Source organism: Mycobacterium cajalii, from assembly GCF_045809005.2.
Taxonomy (GTDB): domain Bacteria; phylum Actinomycetota; class Actinomycetes; order Mycobacteriales; family Mycobacteriaceae; genus Mycobacterium.
In genome coordinates, this window is record NZ_CM141436.1 from 2,761,412 (window position 1) to 2,785,364 (window position 23,953).

At 71.5% G+C, this 23,953-nt stretch carries 9 protein-coding genes; 6 read left to right on the forward strand and 3 right to left on the reverse strand.

Going from position 1 to position 23,953, the window contains the following annotated elements:
- Positions 1–39 precede the first annotated feature (39 nt).
- The 4 genes from ACJ512_RS13150 to ACJ512_RS13165 all read left to right on the forward strand — a co-directional run bounded on the left by ACJ512_RS13150 (position 40) and on the right by ACJ512_RS13165 (position 17,208).
- Positions 40–6,390: an SDR family NAD(P)-dependent oxidoreductase gene (locus tag ACJ512_RS13150; RefSeq protein WP_407686497.1), complete on the forward strand. Its 6,351-nt coding sequence runs from the start codon at positions 40–42 to the stop codon at positions 6,388–6,390.
- A gap of 24 nt (positions 6,391–6,414) precedes the next feature.
- Positions 6,415–12,777, forward strand: coding sequence for an SDR family NAD(P)-dependent oxidoreductase (locus tag ACJ512_RS13155; protein WP_407686496.1), 6,363 nt, complete (start codon positions 6,415–6,417; stop codon positions 12,775–12,777).
- A 90-nt stretch (positions 12,778–12,867) separates the two neighbouring features.
- Positions 12,868–15,984, forward strand: a complete 3,117-nt coding sequence (locus ACJ512_RS13160) for a type I polyketide synthase (protein ID WP_407686511.1) — start codon at positions 12,868–12,870, stop codon at positions 15,982–15,984.
- A gap of 153 nt (positions 15,985–16,137) precedes the next feature.
- Positions 16,138–17,208 (forward strand): type III polyketide synthase, encoded by a 1,071-nt coding sequence (locus tag ACJ512_RS13165; RefSeq protein ID WP_407686495.1) that lies wholly within the window; start codon positions 16,138–16,140, stop codon positions 17,206–17,208.
- Positions 17,209–17,241: 33 nt separating this feature from the next.
- Here the strand turns inward: ACJ512_RS13165 and ACJ512_RS13170 are convergent, their stop codons facing one another.
- Positions 17,242–19,053, reverse strand: coding sequence for an ABC-F family ATP-binding cassette domain-containing protein (locus ACJ512_RS13170; RefSeq protein ID WP_407686494.1), 1,812 nt, complete (start codon positions 19,051–19,053; stop codon positions 17,242–17,244).
- Positions 19,054–19,137: 84 nt separating this feature from the next.
- Entirely contained in the window at positions 19,138–19,866 is a 729-nt protein-coding gene (locus ACJ512_RS13175) for a PAS and ANTAR domain-containing protein (RefSeq protein WP_407686493.1), read from the reverse strand.
- 197 nt (positions 19,867–20,063) lie between these two features.
- Between ACJ512_RS13175 and ACJ512_RS13180 the strand changes: the two genes are divergently transcribed.
- Positions 20,064–23,036 (forward strand): acyl-CoA synthetase, encoded by a 2,973-nt coding sequence (locus tag ACJ512_RS13180; protein WP_407686492.1) that lies wholly within the window; start codon positions 20,064–20,066, stop codon positions 23,034–23,036.
- Entirely contained in the window at positions 23,036–23,263 is a 228-nt protein-coding gene (locus ACJ512_RS13185; RefSeq protein ID WP_407686510.1) for a Trm112 family protein, read from the forward strand. The genes ACJ512_RS13180 and ACJ512_RS13185 overlap by 1 nt, the downstream gene beginning before the upstream one ends.
- On the opposite strand, the gene ACJ512_RS13190 is transcribed toward ACJ512_RS13185, so the two are convergent.
- Positions 23,229–23,849, reverse strand: a complete 621-nt coding sequence (locus tag ACJ512_RS13190; protein ID WP_461480077.1) for a TetR/AcrR family transcriptional regulator — start codon at positions 23,847–23,849, stop codon at positions 23,229–23,231. The two genes, ACJ512_RS13185 and ACJ512_RS13190, sit on opposite strands and share 35 nt — an antisense overlap.
- Positions 23,850–23,953 lie beyond the last annotated feature (104 nt).

Consider the following 23,953-nt stretch of genomic DNA (forward strand, 5'->3'; position numbering starts at 1 on the left):
GGGGACTGCGCTGCGCGTTATGAGAGGCCGGGCCGCCCGGTGACCAGCAGCCACGATGAGCTCGTCGAGGCCCTGCGGAAGACCCTGAAGGAAAACGAGCGGCTCAAGCGCGAGAACCGTCAGTACCTCGCGCTGGCCACCGAGCCGGTGGCGGTGGTCGGGATGGGCTGCCGCTACCCGGGCGGGGTGGATTCACCGGAAGGCTTGTGGCAGCTGGTCGCGGAGGGCCGCGACGTGGTCTCCGAGTTTCCCGCGGACCGGGGCTGGGACGCGGCGGAACTGTTCGATCCCGACCCCGACGCGACGGGCAAGTCCTACACCCGCTCGGGCGGGTTCCTGGCGGACGTGGCCGACTTCGACGCCGCGTTCTTCGGGATCGCGCCCAGCGAGGCGCTGGCGATGGACCCCCAGCAGCGCCTCCTGCTGGAGGTGTCGTGGGAGGCGTTGGAGCGCGCCGGGATCGACCCGTCGACGTTGCGGGGCTCGCCGACGGGCGTGTTCGCCGGGGTGTTCCACGGCTCCTACGGCGGCCAGGGCCGGGTACCCGGCGAGTTGGAGCGCTACGGGCTGCGCGGGTCGACGCTGAGTGTGGCCTCGGGGCGGGTGGCGTACACCCTGGGGCTGGAAGGCCCCGCGGTGTCGGTGGACACGGCGTGCTCGTCGTCGCTGGTGGCGATGCATCTGGCGGCGCACTCGCTGCGGTCGGGCGAGTGCGATCTAGCGCTGGCCGGTGGTGTGACGGTCATGGCGACCCCGGCGATGTTCGTCGACTTCAGCCGCCAGCGGGCCCTGTCCGCCGACGGCCGGTGCAAGGCGTACGCGGCCGCCGCCGACGGCACCGGGTTCTCCGAGGGCGCCGGCGTGCTGGTGCTGGAGCGGTTGACCGACGCGCGCCGGCGGGGCCATCCGGTGCTGGCGGTGCTGCGGGGTACGGCGGTGAACCAGGACGGCGCCTCCAACGGGCTGGCCACGCCCAACGGGCCCGCGCAGCAGCGGGTGATCCGCGCGGCGCTGGCCAGCGCCCGCCTGGGCACGGCCGACGTGGATGTGGTCGAGGGGCATGGCACCGGCACCACGCTCGGGGATCCCATTGAGGCACAAGCGCTTCTGGCCACCTACGGGCAGGACCGGCCCGCGGACCGGCCGCTGTGGTTGGGGTCGATCAAATCGAACATGGGGCACACGTCCGCCGCCGCCGGGACGGCAGGGGTGATCAAGATGGTGCAGGCGATCCGGCACGGCGTGCTGCCCAAGACGCTGCACGTCGACGCGCCCACGCCGCACGTGGACTGGTCGGCCGGCGCGGTGTCGCTGCTGACCGAGCCGCGCCCGTGGCCCGCCGAGGGCCGGCCGCGGCGCGCGGGCGTGTCGTCGTTCGGGATCAGCGGGACCAACGCGCACGTGATCGTCGAAGAGGTCCCCACCGCGCCGGACAGCCCGCCGACGCAACGCGCCGATGTGCCGGTGCCCTGGGTGTTGTCGGCGCGGTCGGCCGAGGCGCTGACCAACCAGGCCGCGCGACTGCTGGCGCACCTGTCGGCCGACGCGGATCTGCATGCGGTGGACGTGGGTTGGTCCCTGGTGTCGACGCGGTCGCTGTTCGAGCACCGGGCGGTGCTGGCGGGGCCGGATCGCGGGCGGCTGATGAGCGGGCTGGCCGGTCTGGCCGCCGGCGCCCCGGGCGCGGGCCTGGTGGTGGGCCGGGCGGGGCCTACGGGCAAGACCGTGTTCGTGTTCCCCGGCCAGGGATCCCAGTGGACCGGCATGGGCGCCCAGTTGCTCGAGGGCTCAACGGTGTTCGCCGAACACATCATCCGCTGTGACAAGGCGCTCGGCGAGCACGTGCCGTGGTCGCTGATCGACGTCCTGCGCGGCGCGCCCGGCGCGCCCGGGCTGGACCGGGTGGACGTGGTGCAGCCCGCGCTGTGGGCGGTCATGGTGTCGCTGGCCCAGTTGTGGCGCTCGATGGGCGTGGTGCCCGACGCGGTGATCGGCCATTCCCAGGGCGAGATCGCGGCGGCCTACGTCGCCGGGGCGCTGTCGCTCGAGGACGCCGCGCGGGTGGTGGCGTTGCGCAGCCGGCTGCTGGTGCGGCTGGCGGGCGCGGGCGGCATGGTGTCGCTGGCGTGCGGCCCGGAACGGGCGGCCGAGTTGATCGCGCCGTGGGCGGATCACCTCAACATCGCTGCGGTCAACGGTGTTTCGGCGGTCGCGGTCTCCGGCGAACCGGACGCGCTGGCCGGGCTGATGCGCCGTTGTGCGGCCGAGGACGTGCGGGCCCGCACCATCGACGTGGACTACGCGTCGCATTCGGAACAGGTCGACGCGATCCGCGAGCCCCTCGCCGAGGCGCTGTGCGGCATCGCTCCCCGTTCCTCCTCGGTCGCCTTCTTCTCGACCGTCACCGGCGCCCCCGTCGACACCGCGGGGCTGGACGCCGAGTACTGGTACCAAAGCGTCCGCCAGACGGTGCAATTCGAACGGGCGGTCCGCGCCGCGCACGCCGACGGGTACCGGGTCTTCGTCGAATCCAGCCCGCACCCGGTGCTGATCGCCGGCATCGAGGACACCGTGACCGAACGCGGCGACGCCGTCGTCGTTCCCACCCTGGGGCGCGACGACGGCGGCCTGGAGCGGTTCCATCTGTCGCTGGGCCAGGCGAGCGTCGCCGGGGTGCGGGTGGATTGGCCCGCGGCGTTCGCCGGTCTGGACGCCCGGCGGGTACCGCTGCCGACGTATGGCTTCGTGCGGCGCAGGTTCTGGCTGCCGCCCGGTGCGGCGGGATCCGATGTGGCCGCGGTGGGGTTGGCGGGCATCGAACACGGCGTGCTGGGCGCGGCGGTGGAGCGGCCCGACTCGGGCCAGACGGTCTTCACGGGCCGGCTGTCGCTGAGCGCGCAGCCGTGGCTGGCCGATCACGCGGTGGCCGGCACGGTGCTGTTCCCGGGGGCCGCCTTCGTGGAGTTGATGTTGCGGGCCGGTGACGAGGTCGGCTTCCCGGTGCTCGAGGAGCTCACCGTGTCGGCGCCGCTGGCGCTGCCGGCGGTCGGCGGGGTGCGGCTGCAGGTCGTGGTGGCCGCTCCCGCCGATTCGGGATCGCGGGCGGTGTCGGTGTATTCCGCTGCGGCGCGGCCCGGTTCGGGGTGGACGCTGCACGCCGCCGGAGTGTTGGGGTCGGGTTCGGTAGAGCCGGCCGCGGACCTGTCGGTGTGGCCGCCGGTGGGCGCGGAGGCGGTGGACGTCAGCGGCGCCTACGACGAGCTGGCCGGGCGCGGTTATCAGTACGGCCCGGCCTTCCGCGGACTGCGGGCGGTGTGGCGGCGGGGCGACGAGATCTTCGCCGAGGTCGAGCTGCCGCAGGACGCCGGGGTGACCTCCGGGTTCGGGATTCATCCGGTGGTGCTCGACGCCGCCCTGCACGCGCTGGGAGTCGCCGGCCCGCAGGCGCAGCTGGTGCTGCCGTTCTCGTGGCAGGGCGTGTACTTGCATGCGGAGGGCGCCTCCCGGGCGCGGGTGCGGGTGGCCGCGGCCGGCCCGGATGCGGTGTCGGTGGAATTGGCCGACCCGGCCGGATCGCCGGTGCTGTCGGTGCGGGAGTTGGTGATGCGCCCGCTGTCGGGCGGGCGGCTGACGCCCGGCCCGGTCGGCGCCGACGGGTTGCTGGAGGTGGTGTGGTCGCCGGTGGCGCCGCGTGGCAGCGATTCCGGCGACGGGACCGTGGTGTGGGAGTGGGTATCCGGCGACGGGCCGATGACGGGTTCGGTGCACGCGGCCACCACCGAGGCGCTGTCGGTGCTGCAGTCGTGGCTGGCCGGTGACGGCCCGGGGCTGCTGGTGGTGTTGACCCGGGGCGCGGTGGCCCTGCCGGGGGAGGGGGTCCGCGATCTTGCCGCCGCGGCGGTGTGGGGGTTGGTGCGTTCGGCGCAGGCCGAGCACCCGGGCCGGGTGATGCTCCTCGATTCCGACGGCTCGGTCGAGGCGGGTGATGTAACCGGTTGTGGCGAAACGCAGCTCGTGATCCGTGCGGGGGTCGTGTACGGCGCCCGGTTGACATCGCCGGCGGCGCCGGCGGGTTTGCGGCTGCCCGCGGACGGCTGGTGGCGGTTGGCGCCCGGCGGTGGAGGCACCATCGAGGACGTGGAGGTGCGGCCCTGCGCGGCTGCGGAACCGGGCGCCGGGCAGGTGCGGGTCGCCGTGGGCGCGGTCGGCGTGAACTTCCGGGACGTGTTGGTGGCGTTGGGGATGTATCCCGGTGGCGGGGACCTGGGCGTCGAGGGTGCCGGTGTGGTCGCCGCAGTCGGGCCCGGCGTGACCGGACTGGCCGTCGGCGACGTCGTGACGGGCCTCCTCGGGGTGGTGGGCCCGCAGGCCGTGGTCGACCAGCGCGCGGTGGTGCGCGTGCCGCGGGGCTGGTCGCCGGCCCGGGCCGCGGGCGTGCCGGTGGTGTTCCTGACGGCGTGGTACGGGTTGGCGGATCTGGCCGGGCTGCGCGCCGGCGAGCGGGTGCTGGTGCACGCCGCGACGGGTGGGGTCGGTATGGCCGCGGTGCAGCTGGCCAGGCATTGGGGCGCCGAGGTTTTCGTCACGGCCAGCCGCGGCAAGTGGGACACGTTGCGGGACATGGGCTTCGACGACGAGCACATCGGTGACTCGCGGACGTTGGAGTTCGAGCAGAAGTTCCTGGCCACCACCGGCGGTGCCGGTGTGGACGTGGTGCTCAACTCGCTGGCCGGCGAGTTCACCGACGCCTCGTTGCGTTTACTGGCCCCGGGCGGGCGCTTCATCGACATGGGCAAGACCGACATGCGCGATGCGCAGGCCGTCGCCCGGCAACATCGGGGGGTGCGGTACCGCGCGTTCGACCTCTTGGAGGCGGGCCCCGACCGTTGTGCGCGGCTGCTGGCCGAGGTGGTCGGGCTGCTGGACGACGGTGTGTTGACGCCGTTGCCGGTGCGGACGTTCGATGTGCGCCGCGCCGCGGACGCCTACCGGTTCGTCAGCCAGGCGCGGCATGTCGGCAAGGTGGTGCTCACGCTGCCCGGCGGCCCCGGCGTCGGGCTGGCCGCGGGCACGGTGTTGATCACCGGCGGAACGGGCATGGCCGGGTCTGCGCTGGCCCGGCACCTGGTGGACCGCCACGGGGTGCGGCACCTCCTGCTGGCCAGCCGCGCGGGCGCCGCCGCGGCCGGGGCCGCGGAACTGCTGGACGGGCTGCGCGAGGCCGGGGCCGAGGTCTCGGTCGTGGCCTGCGACGTGGCCGACCGCGACGCGCTGGCGGCGATGCTCGCACGGATCCCCGCAGACCGTCCGCTCAGCGGGGTGGTGCATGCCGCCGGGGTGCTCGACGACGGGCTGATCTCCTCGTTGACCCCGGACCGGGTCGATGCGGTGCTGCGGGCCAAGGCCGATGCCGCCTGGCATCTGCATTCGCTGACCCGGGATCTCGACCTCGCGGCGTTCGTGATGTTCTCCTCGATGGCCGGCATCGTCGGCACGCCGGGGCAGGGCAACTACGCCGCGGCCAACAGCTTCCTGGACGCGCTGGCCGGCTACCGGCGCGCCCGCGGCCTGCCGGGGCTGTCGCTGGCCTGGGGGCTCTGGGAGCAGGCCTCGACGATGACGGCGCACCTCGGGGCCCGCGACAAGGCCCGGATGAGCCGGGTCGGGCTGGCGCCGCTGTCCACGGAACAGGCGCTGGCGTCGTTCGACGCCGCACTGCTCGCGGACAGCCCCGTGGTGGTGGCCTCGCGCCTGGATCGGGCCGCGCTGTCCGGCCACACCGCGGCCCTGCCGCCGCTGCTGCAGGGCCTGGCTGCCCGCCCCACCCGCCGCGTCGTCGCCGACACCGGGACCGCCGCGTCGGTGGCCGGCCTCGGCGCGCGACTGCACGGTCTGAGCCCCGAGGCGCGGCGGCGCGACCTGGTGAGCCTGGTGTGCAGCAACGCCGCCACCGTGCTGGGCCTGGCGCAGGCCGCAGACCTCGACCGCGGCCGCACCTTCCAGGAGCTCGGCTTCGACTCGCTGACGGCCGTCGAGTTGCGCAACCGGCTCAAAACCGCCACCGGGCTTTCGCTTTCGCCCACCCTGATCTTCGACTACCCGACCCCGACCGCCCTGGCGGAGTACCTCGACACCCAGCTCGGCGCCGCCACCGCTACCGCGGAACCCGACCTGATGACCCGTTTCCACGCCGTGGCCCGCGAACTGCAAACCCTGCTCGACCGCCCGGACGCCGGGCCCGACGACAAGGCGCAGATGTCCACCCGGCTGCGCCACCTTCTCGCCGCACTGACCACCGCCGGTCGCCCCGGCGACGACGTCGACGACGACATCCGGGCCGCCAGCGAAAGCGAACTCTTCGCCATCCTCGACGAGGAACTCGGCCACTGATGCCCCAGACCTCGAGGAGTGACGATGCCGGGCACCGATAAGCAGCTCGACTACCTGAAGCGGCTCACCGCGGACCTGAGGCGCACCCGGCGCCAACTGTCCGAGCTGGAGGGCAGGCTCTCCGAGCCGGTGGCGGTGGTGGGGATGGGTTGCCGGTACCCGGGCGGGATCGACTCCCCGGAACGCCTGTGGGAGTTGGTCGTCGAGGGCCGCGACGCGGTCGGCGACTTCCCGACCGACCGCGGCTGGGACGTGGACGCCCTGTTCGACCCCGATCCCGACGCCCGTGGGAAGATGTACACGCGCCGGGGCAGCTTCCTCTACGACGCCGCCGACTTCGACGCCGGGTTCTTCGGCATCGGACCCAGCGAGGCGCTGGCGATGGATCCGCAGCAACGCATGCTGCTGGAGATCTCGTGGGAAGCCCTGGAGCGGGCCGGGATCGACCCGCTCGGGTTGCGCGGTTCGGCGACCGGCGTGTTCGCCGGGGTCATCCACGCCGGATACGGCGGCGAGGTCAAGGGGGAGCTGGAGGGTTACGGCCTCACCGGATCGACCCTGAGCGTGGTCTCGGGCCGGGTGTCTTACGTGTTGGGCCTGGAAGGCCCGGCGGTGTCGGTGGATACGGCGTGTTCCTCCGCGTTGGTGGCGATGCATCTGGCGGCGCAGTCGCTGCGGTCGGGCGAGTGCGATCTGGCGCTGGCCGGCGGCGTGACGGTGATGGCGACCCCCGCGGCGTTCGTCGAGTTCAGCCGTCAGCGGGCGATGGCCGCCGACGGCCGGTGCAAGGTGTATGCCGGTGCCGCGGACGGGACTTCGTGGTCGGAGGGTGCGGGCGTGCTGGTGCTGGAGCGGTTGGTCGACGCGCGGCGGCTGGGTCACCCGGTCCTGGCGCTGCTGCGGGGTTCGGCGGTGAACCAGGACGGCGCCTCCAACGGTTTGACCGCCCCCAACGGGCCGTCGCAGCAACGGGTGATCCGGGCGGCGCTGGCCGCCGCGGGGCTCAGCGCCGCCGATGTGGCCGTGGTGGAGGGCCACGGAACCGGAACCGTGCTGGGCGATCCGATCGAGATCCAGGCGCTCCTGGCGACGTACGGGCAGGACCGCCCGGCGGATCGCCCGCTGTGGTTGGGGTCGATCAAATCCAATATCGGCCACACCTCGGCCGGCGCCGGGGTGGCCGGGGTGATCAAGATGGTGCAGGCGATTCGCCATGGCGTCATCCCGCAGACCCTGCACGTGGATGTGCCGACGCCGCATGTGGACTGGACGGCGGGCGCGGTGTCGCTGCTGACCGGGCCGCAGCCGTGGCCGGAGGGCCCGAGACGGGCCGGGGTGTCGTCGTTCGGGATCAGCGGGACCAATGCGCACGTGATCGTGGAAGAGCCGCCCTCGGAACCGGATGGCCCGGAAGGCGTGGAAAGCGTTGCCGCCGAAGTCGATGATTCCCGGCCCGTGGTGCCCGTGCTGGTGTCCGGGCACTCGGATGCGGCGTTGGCCGCCCAGGCCGGGCGGCTGCTGGAGCACCTGAGCGCGCACGAGGACCTGCGCGTGGTGGACGTGGCCTGGTCGTCGGCGACCACGCGCGCGGTTCTCGAACACCGCGCCGTCCTGGTGGGCGCCGACCGGGGCGAGTTGGTGCGCGGGCTGGCGGCATTGGCCTCGGGTGAGTCCGGTGCGGCCGTCGTGGGGCGCGCACGGCCGAGCGGCAAGACGGTGTTCGCGTTTCCCGGCCAGGGCTCGCAGCGGCTCGGGATGGGCGCCCAGCTATATGGGCGGTTCGGCGAGTTCGCCCGCGCCTTCGACGAGGCCGCGGCGGCACTGGACCCCCATCTGCGCCGCCCGCTGCGCCAGGTGATCTGGGGCGACGACCCGGAACTGTTGCAGCACACCGAATTCGCCCAGCCCGCCCTGTTCGCCGTCGAGGTCGCGCTGGCGGCCCTGTGGCGATCCTGGGGGGTGGTTCCCGACATCGTGATGGGCCATTCGGTCGGGGAGATCGCCGCCGCCCACGTCGCAGGGGTGTTGTCCCTGGCCGACGCCGCCCGGCTGGTGGCCGCGCGCGGCCGGCTGATGGCGGACCTGCCCGCGGGCGGGGTGATGGTGGCCGTCGCCGCCGGCGAGGACGAGGTGGCGCCGTTGCTCACCGAGGGGGTGAGCGTCGCGGCGGTCAACGGGCCCACGTCGCTGGTGCTTTCAGGCGAGCGGGCCGCGGTCGAGGCCATTGCCGACCAGTTGGCCGCGCGCGGCAGGCGGGTGCATCGGCTGGCCGTCTCACATGCGTTCCATTCGGCGCTGATGGAGCCGATGCTCGAGGCGTTCTCCGCGGCATTGGACGGCCTGACGGCCGGTGCGCCCCGAATGGCGTTGGTGTCCAACCTGACCGGCGAGTTGTCCGATTCCGGTTACGGCTCGGCGGACTACTGGGTGGAGCACGTGCGCCGGCCGGTGCGCTTCCTCGACGGAGTGCGCCTGGCCGAGTCGCTGGGTGCCGGGGCCTTCCTCGAAGTGGGCCCCGGTGCGGCGTTGACGGCCTCGGTGCAGCAGAGCCTGCGCGACGACCGGGCCATGCCGGTCGTGACGATGCCCAAGGAGGGGCCCGAGATCGACGCGCTGCTCACCGCGGCGGGCCGGCTGTTCACCGCCGGCGCCGGTGTGGACTGGCGCGCGGCGTTCGCCGGCCTGGACGCGCGAACGGTGCCGCTGCCGACGTATGCGTTCCAGCGGCGCCGGTTCTGGCTGCCGGCCTCGTCGGTGGGGTCGCGGGACGCGGCCGGTCTGGGACTGGCCGGCACCGGGCACCCGCTGTTGGGTGCGGTGGTGCGGCGGCCGGATTCGGGTGGGGTGGTGTTGACGGGCCGCCTGTCGGTGGGCGCCCAGCCGTGGCTGGCCGACCACGCCGTCGGCGGGGTGGTGCTGTTTCCCGGAGCAGGGTTCGTGGAGTTGGTGCTGCGGGCCGGTGACGAGGCCGGCTGCCCGGCGCTCGAGGAGCTGACGTTGTCGGCGCCGTTGCTGCTGCCCGCCTCCGGCGGTGTGCAGGTACAGGTGGTGGTCGACGCCGCCGGCGAAGCCGGTGCGCGTACGTTCGCCGTGTATTCATCGGTGCCCGAACAGGATTCGGAATGGACCCGGCACGCCGAAGGCACCCTGGGTGCGGCCGCGGTCGCGCCCGGCGCGGATCTGGCGGTGTGGCCGCCCGTCGGCGCGACGGCGGTGGACGCCGCCGGGGCCTATGATCGGCTGGCCGAGCGCGGCTACGGGTACGGTCCGGCCTTTCACGGCCTGCGGGCGGTGTGGCGGCGCGGGAGCGAACTGTTCGCCGAGGTCGAGGTTCCGCAGGCCGCCAATGTGGCGTTGGGCGGCTTCGGGATTCACCCCGTGGTGCTCGATGCGGCGTTGCATGCGCTGGGGGTCGCCGACGAGCAGGCGGCGGCCGTGCTGCCGTTCTCCTGGCAAGGGGTGTGCCTGCACGCGGCCGGCGCGTCACGGGTCCGGGTGCGGCTGGCGCCGGCGGGTAGCGGCGCGGTGTCGGTCGAGCTGGCCGACGCGTCGGGCCTGCCGGTGTTGTCGGTGCGGGCGTTGGCGCTTCGCCCCGTCTCCGCCGACCAGTTGGCCGCGGCCGGCGGCCGCTTCAACCGTGACGGGCTGCTCGAGGTGGTGTGGTCGCCGGTGTCCCCGGCCGACGACGCGGTCGGTGGCGAGCACTCGGTCTGGGAGTGGTCGGCCGCGGATGGGGGAGTGGTCAAATCGGTGGATGCGGCCACCATCGAGGCGCTGACGATGTTGCAATCCTGGCTGACTCGCGACGGGTCGGGGCCGTTGGTGGTGTCCACCCGCGGGGCGGTGGCCCTGGCCGACGGGGGGGTCGAGGATCTGGCCGGCGCGGCGGTGTGGGGCCTGGTCCGGTCGGCGCAGGCCGAGCATCCGGGCCGGTTCGTGCTGGTCGATTCGGACGGATCCGTCGACCTGGAGGCCGTACTCGCTTGTGATGAGCCGCAATTGGTGGTGCGCGACGGCGTCGTTCACGGCGCCCGGCTGAGGCCGGCCACCTCCCGGTTCCTGCGGTTGCCCACCGATGGCTGGCGGTTGGCCGCCGGTAGCGGGGGGACGCTGGACGACGTGACGGTGCAGCAATGCCCACCCGCCGAGTTGTCGGCCGGGCAGGTGCGCGTGGCGCTGGCCGCGGCCGGGGTGAATTTCCGGGATGTGCTGGTGGCGTTGGGTATGTATCCCGGAGCGGCGCAGCTGGGCGCCGAGGGGGCCGGTGTCGTCGTCGAGGTCGCCCCGGACGTGACGGGACTGGCCGTGGGTGACCCGGTGCTGGGCATCGTGGGGCTGACGGGCTCCGAGGCGGTGGTGGATCAGCGGTTAGTCGTCCGGGTGCCGCAGGGGTGGGCGCTGTCCCGGGCGGCCGGTGTGCCGGTGGCATTCTTGACGGCGTGGTACGGGTTGGCGGATCTGGCCGGGCTGCGCGCCGGCGAGCGGGTGCTGGTGCATACCGCGACGGGTGGGGTCGGGATGGCCGCGGTGCAGCTGGCCAGGCATTGGGGCGCCGAGGTTTTCGTCACGGCCAGCCGCGGCAAGTGGGACACGTTGCGGGACATGGGCTTCGACGACGAGCACATCGGTGACTCGCGGACGTTGGAGTTCGAGCAGAAGTTCCTGGCCACCACCGGCGGTGCCGGTGTGGACGTGGTGCTCAACTCGCTGGCCGGCGAGTTCACCGACGCCTCGTTGCGGTTGCTGGCCCCGGGCGGGCGCTTCGTCGAGATGGGCAAGACGGACCTGCGCGACCCCCGGGCCGTCGCCCACCAGTATCGCGAAGTCCGCTACCGCGCTTTCGATCTCATGGAGGCCGGGGAAGACCGCATCGCGGCGATGCTGGCCGAACTGATGGAGTTGTTCGCCGACGGAGTGATCGAGCCGTTGCCGGTCAAGGTTTTCGACGTGCGGCGCGCCGCGGACGCCTACCGGTTCGTCAGCCAGGCGCGGCATGTCGGCAAGGTGGTGCTCACGCTGCCCGGCGCGCCCGGTGTCGGGCTGGCCGCGGGCACGGTGTTGATCACCGGCGGAACGGGCATGGCCGGGTCTGCGGTGGCCCGGCACCTGGTGAGCCGCTACGGCGTGCGGCACGTCCTGCTGGCCAGCCGCGCGGGCGCCGGCGCGGCCGGGGCCGCGGAACTGGTGGATGGGCTGCGCGAGGCCGGGGCGCAGGTGTCGGTGGTGGCCTGCGACGTGGCCGACCGCGACGCGCTGGCGGCACTGCTGGCCGGCGTGCCCGAGCGATATCCGTTGACGGGCGTGATTCACGCCGCCGGCGTCCTCGACGACGGCATGGTTGCATCGCTGACCCCGGATCGGGTGGACACGGTGCTGCGCGCCAAAGTCGATGGGGCCTGGCATCTGCATGAACTGACCCGGGATCTGGAGCTGTCGGCGTTTGTGCTGTTTTCGTCGCTGGCCGGGATCGTGGGTGCGCCCGGCCAGGGTAACTATGCCGCGGCGAACAGTTTCCTCGATGCGCTGGCCGCCCACCGGCGTGCGCACGGGCTGCCGGGTCTGTCGCTGGCCTGGGGGCTGTGGGAGCAGGCCTCGGGCATGACCGCTCACCTGGGCGATCGCGACAGATCCCGCATCGGCCGGGCCGGCCTGGCGGCCCTGTCGAGCGAGCAGGCGCTCGAACTGTTCGACATGGCCTTGCTGGGGGAGCGCCCCGTCGTGGTGGCCACCGGGCTGGACCGGGTTGCCTTGTCCGGCAACGTCGACGACCTGCCCCCGTTGTTGCGGGAGTTGGCTGCCCGCCCGGCGCGGCGTGTCGTCGTCGACGCCGACGCCGCCGTCGCGGCGACCGGATTGCGGGCGCGGCTGGAGGATATGACCGCCGAGCAGCGCCACCGCGAACTCGTGGGTCTGGTCTGCGGCAATGCCGCCACCGTGTTGGGCCAAAGTGTCGCCGACATCGACGGCGACAAGGCTTTCCAGGACCTGGGGTTCGATTCGCTGACCGCGGTCGAGTTGCGCAACCGGCTCAAGACGGCGACGGGGCTGACCCTGTCGCCCACGGTGATCTTCGATCACCCGACGCCATCGGCTCTGGCCGAGTATGTCGACGCCGAGATCGCCACCGGCACAGTGGCTTCGGTTGACAAGCAGCCGGATCCGATGGCCCGCTTCAACGACGTCGCCCGGGAACTGCAGGCTCTGCTCGACCGACCCGGCTGGAACACCGACGACAGGGCGCGGTTGAGCGGTCGTCTGCAGGTCATGCTCGCGGGCCTGACCGCCCCGCCCGAACCGGAGTACGCCGACGTCCCGTTCGACGACGACATCAACACCGCGACCGAGAGTCAGCTCTTCGCGATCCTCGACGACGACGCCGGTTTTTAGCGGTACGTTCGCCTCCATGCAGCGGTTTCGCAATGCGGGTGCGCGCGCGCCGAGGCGCCCCAGGCCTCGTCCGTGCCGGCGGTCCCAGTGATGCGCCGCGGATCGACGGGCGCCACGGGTCGTGCTAGACCTCATCCCGTGAAGCAACCCGCGCGGCCGACGGACGTGGCGATCATCGGCCTCGCGTGCAGGTTCCCCTCCGCGGCCGGCCCCCGGGACCTCTGGCGTCTGATCGGCGACGGGGCGGAAGCGGCAAAAGCGTTCGACGACGTCGCCGGCTTCGACGCCGACTTCTTCAACGTGTCGCCGCGCGAGGCCCGCGCGATGGACCCCCGGCAGCGCCTGGCCCTCGAGTTGGCCTGGGAGCTGTTCGAAGACGCGTTCGTCCTGCCGGCGACGCTGGGCGGCGAGCAGGTCGGCGTCTACCTCGGGGCGATGACCGACGACTACGCCCTGTTGACGCTGAGCGGCGCGCCGGAGCATCTCGATCATCAGTCGTTCGCCGGTATCGCCCGGGGAATGATCGCCAACCGGGTCTCGTATGCATTCGGGTTGCGCGGCCCCAGCCTGACCGTCGATACCGGCCAGTCGTCGTCGCTGGTCGCCGTGCACCTGGCCTGTGAGAGCCTGCGTCGCGGTGAGTCCGCGCTGGCGATTGCCGGCGGCGTCCACCTGAACCTGGCGGACGAGACCGAAATGCTGGAAACCGCGTTCGGCGCGGTCTCACCGTCGGGACACACCTACGCATTCGACGCACGCGCGGACGGTTACGTGCGAAGCGAAGGCGCCGGCCTCGTGCTGCTCAAACCGCTGCGCGCCGCCCTCGACGACGGGAACCGCATCCGCGCCGTCATCCGCGGCAGTGCGGTGGGCAACGCGGGGCATACCGGCGCCGGTCAGACCGTGCCCTCGGTTCCCGGCGAGGCCGACGTCATGCGCACGGCGCTGGCCCGGGCGGGACTGGAAGCCGGCGACCTCCACTACGTCGAGGCGCACGGCACGGGCACCCGGGTCGGCGATCCGGTGGAGGCGAACGCGCTGGGGGAGGTTTTCGCGGGGCGTCGCGAGGAGCCGTTGCGGGTGGGATCGGTGAAAACCAACGTCGGCCACACCGGAGCCGCCGCGGGGGTCGCCGGCCTGCTGAAGACCGTGCTGGCGATCGAAAACGCCTTGATCCCAGCAAGTCTCAACTATTCCGCGCCCGGTCCTGCCCTCGACCTGCCGGCGCTTGGCCTGCGGGTCAACACGACGCCGCTGCCATGGCCGCACGGTGTGCGGCGGGCCGGGGTGTCGTCGTTCGGCATGGGCGGGACGAACGCGCACGTGATCGTCGAACAGGCGCCGCGGCTTTCGGAAAGCCCCGGGGCCCAACGGGTTGACGTGGCTGCGCCGTGGGTGTTGTCGGCTCGATCGGCCGCAGCGCTGAGCAACCAGGCGCGACGGTTGCTGACGCACGTCTCCGGCGACGCGGAGCTACGCCCCTGCGATGTGGCGTGGTCGTTGGTCGCGACGCGTTCGACGTTCGAGCACCGGGCGGTGCTGGTGGGCTCGAATCGCGAGCAGGTTACCGCCGGCCTGGCGGAATTGGCCGCCGGTGAGCCGGGTACCGGCGTCATCGCGGGGCGAGTGCGGCCGGTGGGCAAGACGGCGTTCGTCTTTCCCGGTCAGGGCGCGCAGTGGTTGGCGATGGGGCGCCGGCTCCACGAGCGGTTCTCGTTGTTCGCCAAGGCGTTTGACGAGGCGGCGCGGCTGCTGGATGCCCGGATGCGGCTGCCCCTGACGCAGGTGCTGTGGGGAAGTGACCCAGACGTGCTGCGTGACACCGAGTTTGCTCAGCCGGCGCTGTTCGCCGTCGAGGTGGCGCTGGCGGCGTTGTGGCAGTCGTGGGGTGTGGTGCCAGATCTGGTGATGGGGCATTCGGTGGGCGAGATCGCCGCGGCCTATGTTGCCGGCGCCGTGTCGTTGCAGGATGCATGCGAGATCGTGGCGGCCCGGGGCCGGTTGATGAGCGCGCTTCCCGACGGCGGGGTGATGGTCGCGGTGGCGGCGGGGGAGGCCGAGGTGGCCCCCCTGCTCGTCGACGGTGTCGGCATCGCCGCGGTCAACGGTCCGGCCTCGGTGGTGCTTTCGGGTGCCGGTGAACCCGTCGACGCCGTGGTGGACCGGTTGGCCCGGGATGGCCGGCGGGTGCGCCGCCTGGCGGTCTCGCATGCGTTTCATTCGGCGTTGATGGAGCCGATGCTCGGGGACTTCGGGACGGTGGTCTCCGGCGTGACGGCCGCAGACCCGCGAATTCCGCTGATATCGAACGTGACTGGGCGGCTGGCCGGCCGTGGGTACGGCTCGCCGGATTACTGGGTGGAACATGTGCGTCGCCCGGTGCGCTTTGCCGACGGGGTCAGGCTGGCCGAGTCGCTGGGGGCCGCCGTGTTCGTGGAGATCGGCCCCGCCGGCGGTCTGAGCGCCGCGATAGAGCAGACCCTGACCGACGAGCGGGCCTTCGCGGTGGTGACGATGCCCAGGGACCGGCCCGAAATCGATTCGGTGCTCGGCGCGGCCGCGCGGTTGTTCGCTACGGGCGTAACCGTGGACTGGGCCGGGGCGTTTGCCGACGTCGATGCCCACCCGGTCGAGTTGCCCACGTACGGCTTTGCCAGGCAGCGATTTTGGCTGGGTGAGCGGGGGGAGACCGCACCGCGGCCGGCCACCTTGGCCGACGGACTGCACGCGCTGTCCGCCGACGATCAGCGTCGCCGGCTCGTGGAATTGGTGTGCTCGAATGCGGCGATCGTCTTGGGCCACCCGTCCGGCAGTGACATCGATGCCGAACAGGCCTTCCAGGATCTGGGGTTCGATTCGATGACCGGCGTCGAGTTGCGCAATCGCCTCGGAAGCGACGTCGGGTTGGCTTTGTCGCGCACCCTGATATTCGACTATCCCACGCCGGCCGCATTGGCCGAGCACTTGTACCAACGACTGCTTCACCGCGAGGCCGGGGAATCCGAAGAAGAACGGATCTGGTCGTCGCTGCGCAAGATTCCGCTACGCGAACTGCGGCGCACCGGATTGCTTGACGAACTTCTGCTGCTGGCCGGTCAGCTTCCGGCTCGTGACGCAACGGTCGGGGCTGATGAGATCGACGCGCTGAGCCCCGACGCATTGGTGGCGATGGCGCTCAATTCGGACGAACCCGAGGACTCGCCCTGACGAAATTCCCGCTGGCAGCGGCGATTACACGATGAAAATCCGCCGCTAATACGACATGTGTTTAATAGTCCGGCTTTGCGGCGGTAAAAATTACGTCCTAAGATTCCGAGCGCGGGGGGCCTTTTTCGGGTGGGGGCACCGGAGGTAGAGAAATTGAGCGTCATCGCGGGTGTGTTCGGGGCATTGCCGCCGAATAGGTACAGCCAAAGCGAGGTCACCGACCAGTTCGTCGAGTTCCCCGGGCTCAAGGAGCACGAGGAAATAGTTCGGCGCCTGCACGCCGCCGCGAAGGTCAACGCGCGTCACCTCGTCCTCCCGCTGGAACGGTACGCAACGCTCACCGACTTCGGCGAGGCGAACGAGATCTTCATCGAAAACGCGGTCGAACTCGGCTGCGAGGCGTTGCTGGGGGCGCTGGACGAGGCGGGTCTGCAGCCCCAGGACATCGACATGATCATCACCACGACGGTCACCGGCGTCGCCGTGCCGTCGCTGGACGCCCGGATCGCCGGACGGCTCGGCCTGCGGCCCGACGTGCGCCGGATGCCGCTGTTCGGCCTCGGCTGCGTCGCCGGCGCGGCGGGGGTGGCCCGGGTGCACGACTACCTGCGCGGGGCGCCCGACGGCGTCGCGGTGCTGCTTTCGGTCGAGCTGTGCTCGCTGACGTATCCGGCGTGCAAACCCACGGTGTCGGGTCTGGTCGGGAGCGCCCTGTTCGGCGACGGCGCGGCCGCGGTGGTGGCCGTGGGGGAGCGCCGCGCCGCCCGCGACGAACAACTGCGCGTCAGCGGCCCGGACATCGTCGACACGCGCAGCCGCCTGTATCCCGATTCGCTGAACATCATGGGCTGGAACGTCAGTTCCGCCGGCCTCCAACTGGTGCTGTCCCCGGAGTTGCCGGCGCTCATCCACCGTTATCTCGCCGACGACGTCAACGGGTTCCTCGCCACGCACGGGTTGACCACGGACGACATCGGCGCCTGGGTCACCCATCCCGGCGGACCCAAGGTCCTCAACGCGATCACCGAAAGCCTCGATCTGCCGCCCGAGGCGCTCGAGTTGACGTGGCGCTCGCTGGGGGAGATCGCCAACCTCTCGTCGGCCTCGGTGCTGCACATCCTGCGCGATACCATCGCCAAGCCGCCGCCCAGCGAAAGCCCCGGGCTGATGCTTGCGATGGGTCCCGGATTCTGTGCCGAGATGGTGCTGTTGCGCTGGCACTGACCCGCGGACGCCCGGGGCCCGCTGGACCCGGGGTCACGGCGACGACTGTTCGAGGGTCTCGGACAACTCCAGCCAGCGGCTCTCCGTCGCGGCCACCTCGTCTTCCAGCCCGCGCAGCTCCCGGGTCAACCGGGTGATGCCGACGTGGTCGGCCTGGTCGTGCTCGGCGAGCTCGACGTGCTTGGCGGCGATCCGTTCGGCCAGGCGCGCCAGCTGCCGGTCGACGCCGGCCAGTTCCTTTTCGGCGGCACGCCGCTGCGCGCCGGACATCGCCTGCGGCTCCGATGCCGCCGCGTCGGCGCCCGCCGGCCCGGCGGCGTTCTCCGCGGTGCGCTGCGCCGCCAGCCGCAGGTACTCGTCGATGCCACCGGGCAGATGCCGCAGCCGGCCGTCGAGGATCGCGTACTGCTGATCGGTGACGCGTTCCAGCAGATAGCGGTCGTGCGAGACGACGATCAGCGTGCCGGCCCAGGAGTCGAGCAGGTCCTCGGTTGCGGTGAGCATGTCGGTGTCGACGTCGTTGGTGGGCTCGTCGAGCAGCAGCACGTTCGGTTCGGACAACAATGTGAGCATCAGCTGCAGTCGCCGCCGCTGACCCCCGGACAGGTCGGCGACCCGCGCGGACAGCTGGCCTTGCGAACCGCTCCCGCCGAACCCGAGCCGCTCCAGCAGCTGCGTCGGGGTGACCTCGCGGTCCTCGACCTGGTAACCGCCGCGCAGCCGGGCCAGCACGTCGGCGATCCGGTCCCCGGCCAGCGGGGCGAGCATCTCGCCCTGCTGGTCGAGCACCGCCAGCTGCACGGTCTTGCCGCGCTTGACGCGCCCGCTGTCGGGCTGGATGGTGCCCGCGATCAATCCCAGCAGCGTCGACTTGCCGGCCCCGTTGGCGCCGACGATGCCGGTGCGCTCGCCCGGGCCGATCCGCCATTCGATGTCGCGCAGCACCGGGCGGCCACCGAAGGAGACCGACACGTCGAGCAGGTCGATGACGTCCTTGCCCAGCCGGGCACTCGCCAGCTTGGCCAGTTCGACGGTGTTGCGCAGCGGCGGCACGTCGGCGATCAGTTGGTTGGCGGCCTCGATGCGGAACTTGGGTTTGGAGGTCCGCGCCTGCGGGCCCCGGCGCAGCCAGGCCAGTTCCTTGCGCATCAGGTTCTGCCGCTTGGCCTCGGCCGTGGCGGCCAGCCGGTCGCGTTCGACGCGCTGCAGCACGTAGGCCGCATATCCGCCGTCGAAGGGTTCGACGATGCCGTCGTGCACTTCCCATGTCGTCGTTGCGACTTCGTCGAGGAACCAGCGATCGTGGGTGACCAGCAACAGGCCGCCGGTGTTGCGGGCCCAGCGCTGCCGCAGATGCTCGGCCAGCCAGGTGATGCCTTCGATGTCGAGGTGGTTGGTGGGTTCGTCGAGGGCGATCACGTCCCATTCGCCAACCAGCAGCCTGGCCAGCTGCACGCGGCGTCGCTGACCCCCGCTGAGGGTGGCCACGGTCGCGTCCCAGTCGATGTCGGACACCAGGCCGGCGACGACGTCGCGCACCCGCGCGTCGCCCGCCCACTGGTGTTCGGCCTGATCGCCGACGAGGGTCCAGCCCACGGCGTGGTCGGGGTCGAGGGTGTCGGCCTGGCCCACCGCGCCCACTCGTAGCCCGCTGCGCCGGGTGACCCGCCCCGAGTGCGGCTGCACCTGGCCGGTCAGCAGGGCGAGCAGGCTGGACTTGCCGTCCCCGTTTCGTCCGACGATGCCGATGCGCGCGCCGTCGTTGACCCCGAGCGTGACCGACTCGAAGACCACTTGAGTCGGATATTCCAGGTGTACGGCCTCGGCCCCCAACAGGTGCGCCACCGGGACGACCTTAGTCGGACCCGGACAGCGGGCGCCGGGGGCGAGGCCGGCGGAACTCCTACCCGGTACGGCTGGGCACCGGCGCTACTCGAGTGCCAGCAGGGCATGGTCGACGTGACTCTGGGTGTCCGCCGGCGCCTTGCCGTCTGTGACGACGTCGAGGAACCGTGACGCCAGGTCACGCAGTTTGATGTTGGCTTCCTGGGATCGCCACGCCAGGATGTGGAACGCGCGTTCCGCGGAGATGCCATAGGCGGCCATGAGCACGCCCTTGGCCTGTTCGATCCGCGCCCGGGAGGCGGCCACCGACGACATGACGTCGCTGATGTCGGACTGCAACGAGTCGGTGACGTCGACGTAGAACCCGGACATGCCGATGAGCCGCCCGTTGTCGTCGACCATGCGGTCTCCGGCGACGACGACCCAGCGGGTACGCCCGGCGGTGTCGATGATGCGGTGCCGGCTGCTGAACGGCTCCCCCTTGTGCACGTGCTCCAGCACGGCCGCGACGCGCTCGCGGTCTTCGGGGTGCTTGTGCTCCAGCAGCAGTTGGGTGGTGGGCTCGACGCTCCCGGGCTCGTAGCCGTGCATGCGGGCGATCACGTCCGACCACTCCCAACGCTCACCGTCGAGGAAGAACCGGAACCTGCCCACCTGCTGCGGCTCACCCAGCCCCAGCACCAGGTCGACCGGGCTGTGACCCTCTCCCGCTACCACCTCCGACGTCATCGACTCGGTCGCCGGTGAATGCCCGTCGGTGCCTGCACGCCCGTCCGGTCTGAGGACGAAGTCGTCTTCGAAATTCACAGTCATCGCGCGCGTCCCTCGCTATACCGCTGCTCGTTTCTGTGAGCTACACATGCCCATTTTGTGAAAAGTTCATGCACGGTGCGCGGACCCGGTGACCGACCGGCGAAGGCGACCCCGGTCCCCGCGGGGAAACGTCCTGATCAGGACCGCAAAGGGCGCTCATGTGCCATGATGTCCAGGCTGTCGAGAATCAGGGAGCTTTGGTGGATCTGAACTTGTCGGTGATCACACGACCGGTCGGGCGCCTGGTCGCCACGGCGCAGAACGGCCTGGAGGTCCTGCGACTGGGGGGCCTGGAGACCGGCAGCATCCCCTCGCCGTCACAGACCGTCGCGAGCGTGGCGATGTACAAGCTGCGGCGGTACTTCCCCCCGGACAGCCGGCCCGGCCAGGCGCGGGTGGGCCCGCCGGTGCTGATGGTGCACCCGATGATGATGTCGGCCGACATGTGGGACGTCACCCGCGCGGAAGGCGCGGTCGGGATCCTGCACGCCAACGGGCTCGATCCGTGGGTCATCGACTTCGGCTCGCCCGACAAGGTCGAAGGCGGCATGCGGCGCAACCTGGCCGACCACATCGTCGCGCTCAGCCAGGCCATCGACACGGTCCGCGACGCCACCGGCAGCGACGTCCACCTGGTCGGCTATTCGCAGGGCGGCATGTTCTGCTACCAGGCCGCGGCCTATCGGCGTTCGAAGAACATCGCCAGCATCGTGGCGTTCGGCTCGCCGGTGGACACCCTGGCCGCCCTGCCCATGGGCATCCCCGCGAACTTCGCGGCGCCCGCCGCGAGTTTCATGGCCAACCACGTTTTCAGCTGGATGGACATCCCGAGCTGGTTGGCGCGCATGGGTTTCCAGATGCTGGATCCACTCAAGACCGCCAAGGCCCGGATCGACTTCGTGCGTCAGCTGCACGACCGGGAGGCCCTGCTGCCGCGCGAACAGCAGCGCAGGTTCCTCGAACGCGAAGGCTGGATCGCCTGGTCCGGCCCGGCCGTTTCCGAGCTGCTCACCCAGTTCATCGCGCACAACCGGATGATGACGGGCGGTTTCGCCATCAACGGGCAGATGGTCACGCTCACCGACATCACCTGCCCGGTCCTGGCTTTCGTCGGCGAGGTCGACGACATCGGGCAGCCGGCCTCGGTGCGCGGCATCCGCCGGGCGGCCCCGAACGCCGAGGTGTACGAATCCGTCATCAGGACAGGACATTTCGGTCTCGTGGTCGGTTCCAAGGCGGCGCAGCAGAGCTGGCCCACCGTCGCGGCCTGGGTGCAATGGCTCTCCAGTGGCGGTGACAAGCCCGCTGGCATCGACTTGATGGCCGACCAGCCCGAAGAGCACACCGACAGCGGTGTCGCGCTCAGCACGCGGCTCGTGCACGGCATCGGGGAGGTCTCCGGTGCGGCGCTGTCGGCGGCCCGCGGCGCCGCCGACGCCGTCGTCTCGGCCAACAAGTCCATGCGCACGCTGGCCGTGGAGACGGTCCGGACGCTGCCGCGGCTGGTCCGCCTGGGCCAGATCAACGACCACACCCGGATCTCGCTGGGCCGCATCATCGAGGAGCAGGCCCACGACGCCCCCAAGGGCGAGTTCCTGTTGTTCGACGGGCGCGTGCACACCTACGAGGCGGTGAACCGGCGCATCGACAACGTCGTGCGCGGCCTCATCGCGGTCGGGGTGCGCCAGGGCGACCGCGTGGGTGTGCTGATGGAGACCCGTCCCAGCGCGCTGGTCGCGATCGCCGCGCTGTCGCGCCTGGGCGCGATCGCCGTGGTGATGAAGCCCGATACCGACCTGGCCGCGGCCGTCCGGCTCGGGGGAGCCTCGGAGATCCTCACCGACCCCACCAATCTGGACGCGGCGCGCGACCTCCCGGGGCACATCCTGGTGCTCGGCGGCGGCGAGTCCCGGGACCTGCACCTGCCCGGCGACAGCGACATCATCGACATGGAGCAGATCGACCCGGACGCCGTCGAGCTGCCTGCCTGGTACCGGCCCAACCCCGGGCTGGCGCGCGACCTGGCGTTCATCGCGTTCACCGCGGTCGGCGGCGAACTGGTGCCCCGGCACATCACCAACTACCGCTGGGCGGTGTCGGCCTTCGGCACCGCATCCACGGCCGCGCTCGACCGCAAAGACACCGTGTACTGCCTGACGCCGCTGCACCACGAGTCCGCGCTGCTGGTCAGCCTGGGCGGCGCCGTGGTCGGCGGCACCCGCATCGCGCTGTCGCGCGGCCTGGAGCCCGACCGTTTCATCCGGGAGGTCCGGCAGTACGGCGTCACCGTGGTGTCCTACACCTGGTCCCTGCTGCGCGACGTCGTCGACGACCCCGCCTTCGTGCTGCACGGCAACCATCCGGTGCGCCTGTTCATCGGCTCGGGTATGCCGACCGGGTTGTGGGCGCGGGTCGTCGACGCGTTCGCCCCCGCCCACGTCGTCGAGTTCTTCGCCACCACCGACGGGCAGGCCGTGCTGGCCAACGTCTCGGGCGCCAAGATCGGCAGCAAGGGCCGCCCGTTGCCCGGCGCCGGGCGTATCGAGTTGGGCGCCTACGACGCCGAGCGCGACCTGATCCTGGAGAACGACCGCGGCTTCGTGCAGGTCGCCGAGCCCAATCAGGTCGGGGTGCTGCTCGCCGCGTCCAATGGGCCGATCGATCCCAGCGCGTCGGTCAAGCGCGGGGTGTTCGCCGCCGGCGACACCTGGATCTCCACCGAGTACCTGTTTCGCCGCGACGAGGACGGCGACTTCTGGCTGATGGGCCGGCGCGGCACGGTGGTGCGCACCGCCCGCGGCCTGGTCTACGCCGACCCGGTCACCGACGCGCTGGGCTGCATCAACGGCGTCGACCTGGCGGTGACCTACAACGTGCCGGTCGGGGACACCCAGGTCGCGGTGTCGGCGCTGACGCTGCTGCCGGGGGCCACCATCACCGCGGCCGACCTGACCGAGGCGGTCGCCAAGATCCCCGTCGGGCTCGGGCCCGACGTCGTGCACGTGGTCCCGGAGCTGGCGCTGAGTGCCAGTTACCGTCCCACCGTCAGCCCCCTGCGCGCGGCCGGCATCCCCAAGCCGGGACGCCAGGTTTGGTATTTCGACACCGACAGCACGCAGTTCCGCAAACTGACTCCGGGGGTCCGATCCGAGATGAGCGGCGCCTCATGATGATCGACGATGCACTGCTGAGCATTCTGGTGTGCCCGGCCGACCGGGGGCCGCTGCTGCTGGTCTCCGAGGACGGCGGGACCGATCTGCTCTACAACCCGCGGCTGCGGCGCGCCTACCGCATCGAGGACGGCATCCCGGTGCTGCTGATCGACGAGGCCCGCGACGTCGACGACGACGAGCACGCCGAGCTCATGGCACGAGCCCGTCCGGCAGCTCCCCGGTGAGGTAGCGCTGCAGGTTCGGCGCGATGGTCCGCGCGACCTGTTCGGCCGGCAGTGACGCGAACGGTTCCAGGTCCAGGATGTAGCGGGCCATGACGACACCGACCAGTTGCGACGCGACGAACTGGATGCGGATGAGCCCGCTGCCGGGGGGATCGTCCACGCGCGGGCCAACTTCCACCGCGATCACGTCCTGGATGAAGGTGCGGAACAGGTTGACCTCGGACCCGGCGAGGATCGAGCGCAGCGTGGCAATGAACCCGGTGCCGAGGTCGGAATCCCACAGCGGCAACAACATCGACGGCAGCCGGTGGCCGATCTCCTCGATCGGCACCTCGCGCAACGGGCCGATGATGTCCATCGGATCGACCGGTATGTGCACCGCGGCGGCGAACAGTTTCTCCTTGGTGCCGAAGTAGTGGTGCACCAACGCCGAGTCCACGCCCGCCGCCGCCGCCACCGCACGGATCGAGGTGTTCCCGAAACCGTTGGCGGCGAAGAGTTCCCGTGCGACGTCCAGGATGCGGTTCCGGGTGTCGGAGCTGCCGGCCGGACGTCCGGGCCGCCGCTTCGTGTTGGGCGCCGCCACTAGGTGGCTGGTGTCGAACGGCCATTGTGGGGGCGCTGGTTGACCGGTCGGGCTATTGGGCGATGCTCGTGTGGTCGTGAGCGGTTCCTAGCTCGGGTGAATTC

What these genes read in the sequence shown, in the direction of transcription:
- ACJ512_RS13155 (WP_407686496.1), top strand. Translation starts at nt 6,415, where the DNA reads ATGCCGGGCACCGATAAGCAGCTCGACTACCTGAAGCGGCTCACCGCG.
- ACJ512_RS13160 (WP_407686511.1), top strand. Translation starts at nt 12,868, where the DNA reads ATGCGCCGCGGATCGACGGGCGCCACGGGTCGTGCTAGACCTCATCCC.
- ACJ512_RS13175 (WP_407686493.1), bottom strand. Translation starts at nt 19,866, where the DNA reads ATGACTGTGAATTTCGAAGACGACTTCGTCCTCAGACCGGACGGGCGT.
- ACJ512_RS13185 (WP_407686510.1), top strand. Translation starts at nt 23,036, where the DNA reads ATGATCGACGATGCACTGCTGAGCATTCTGGTGTGCCCGGCCGACCGG.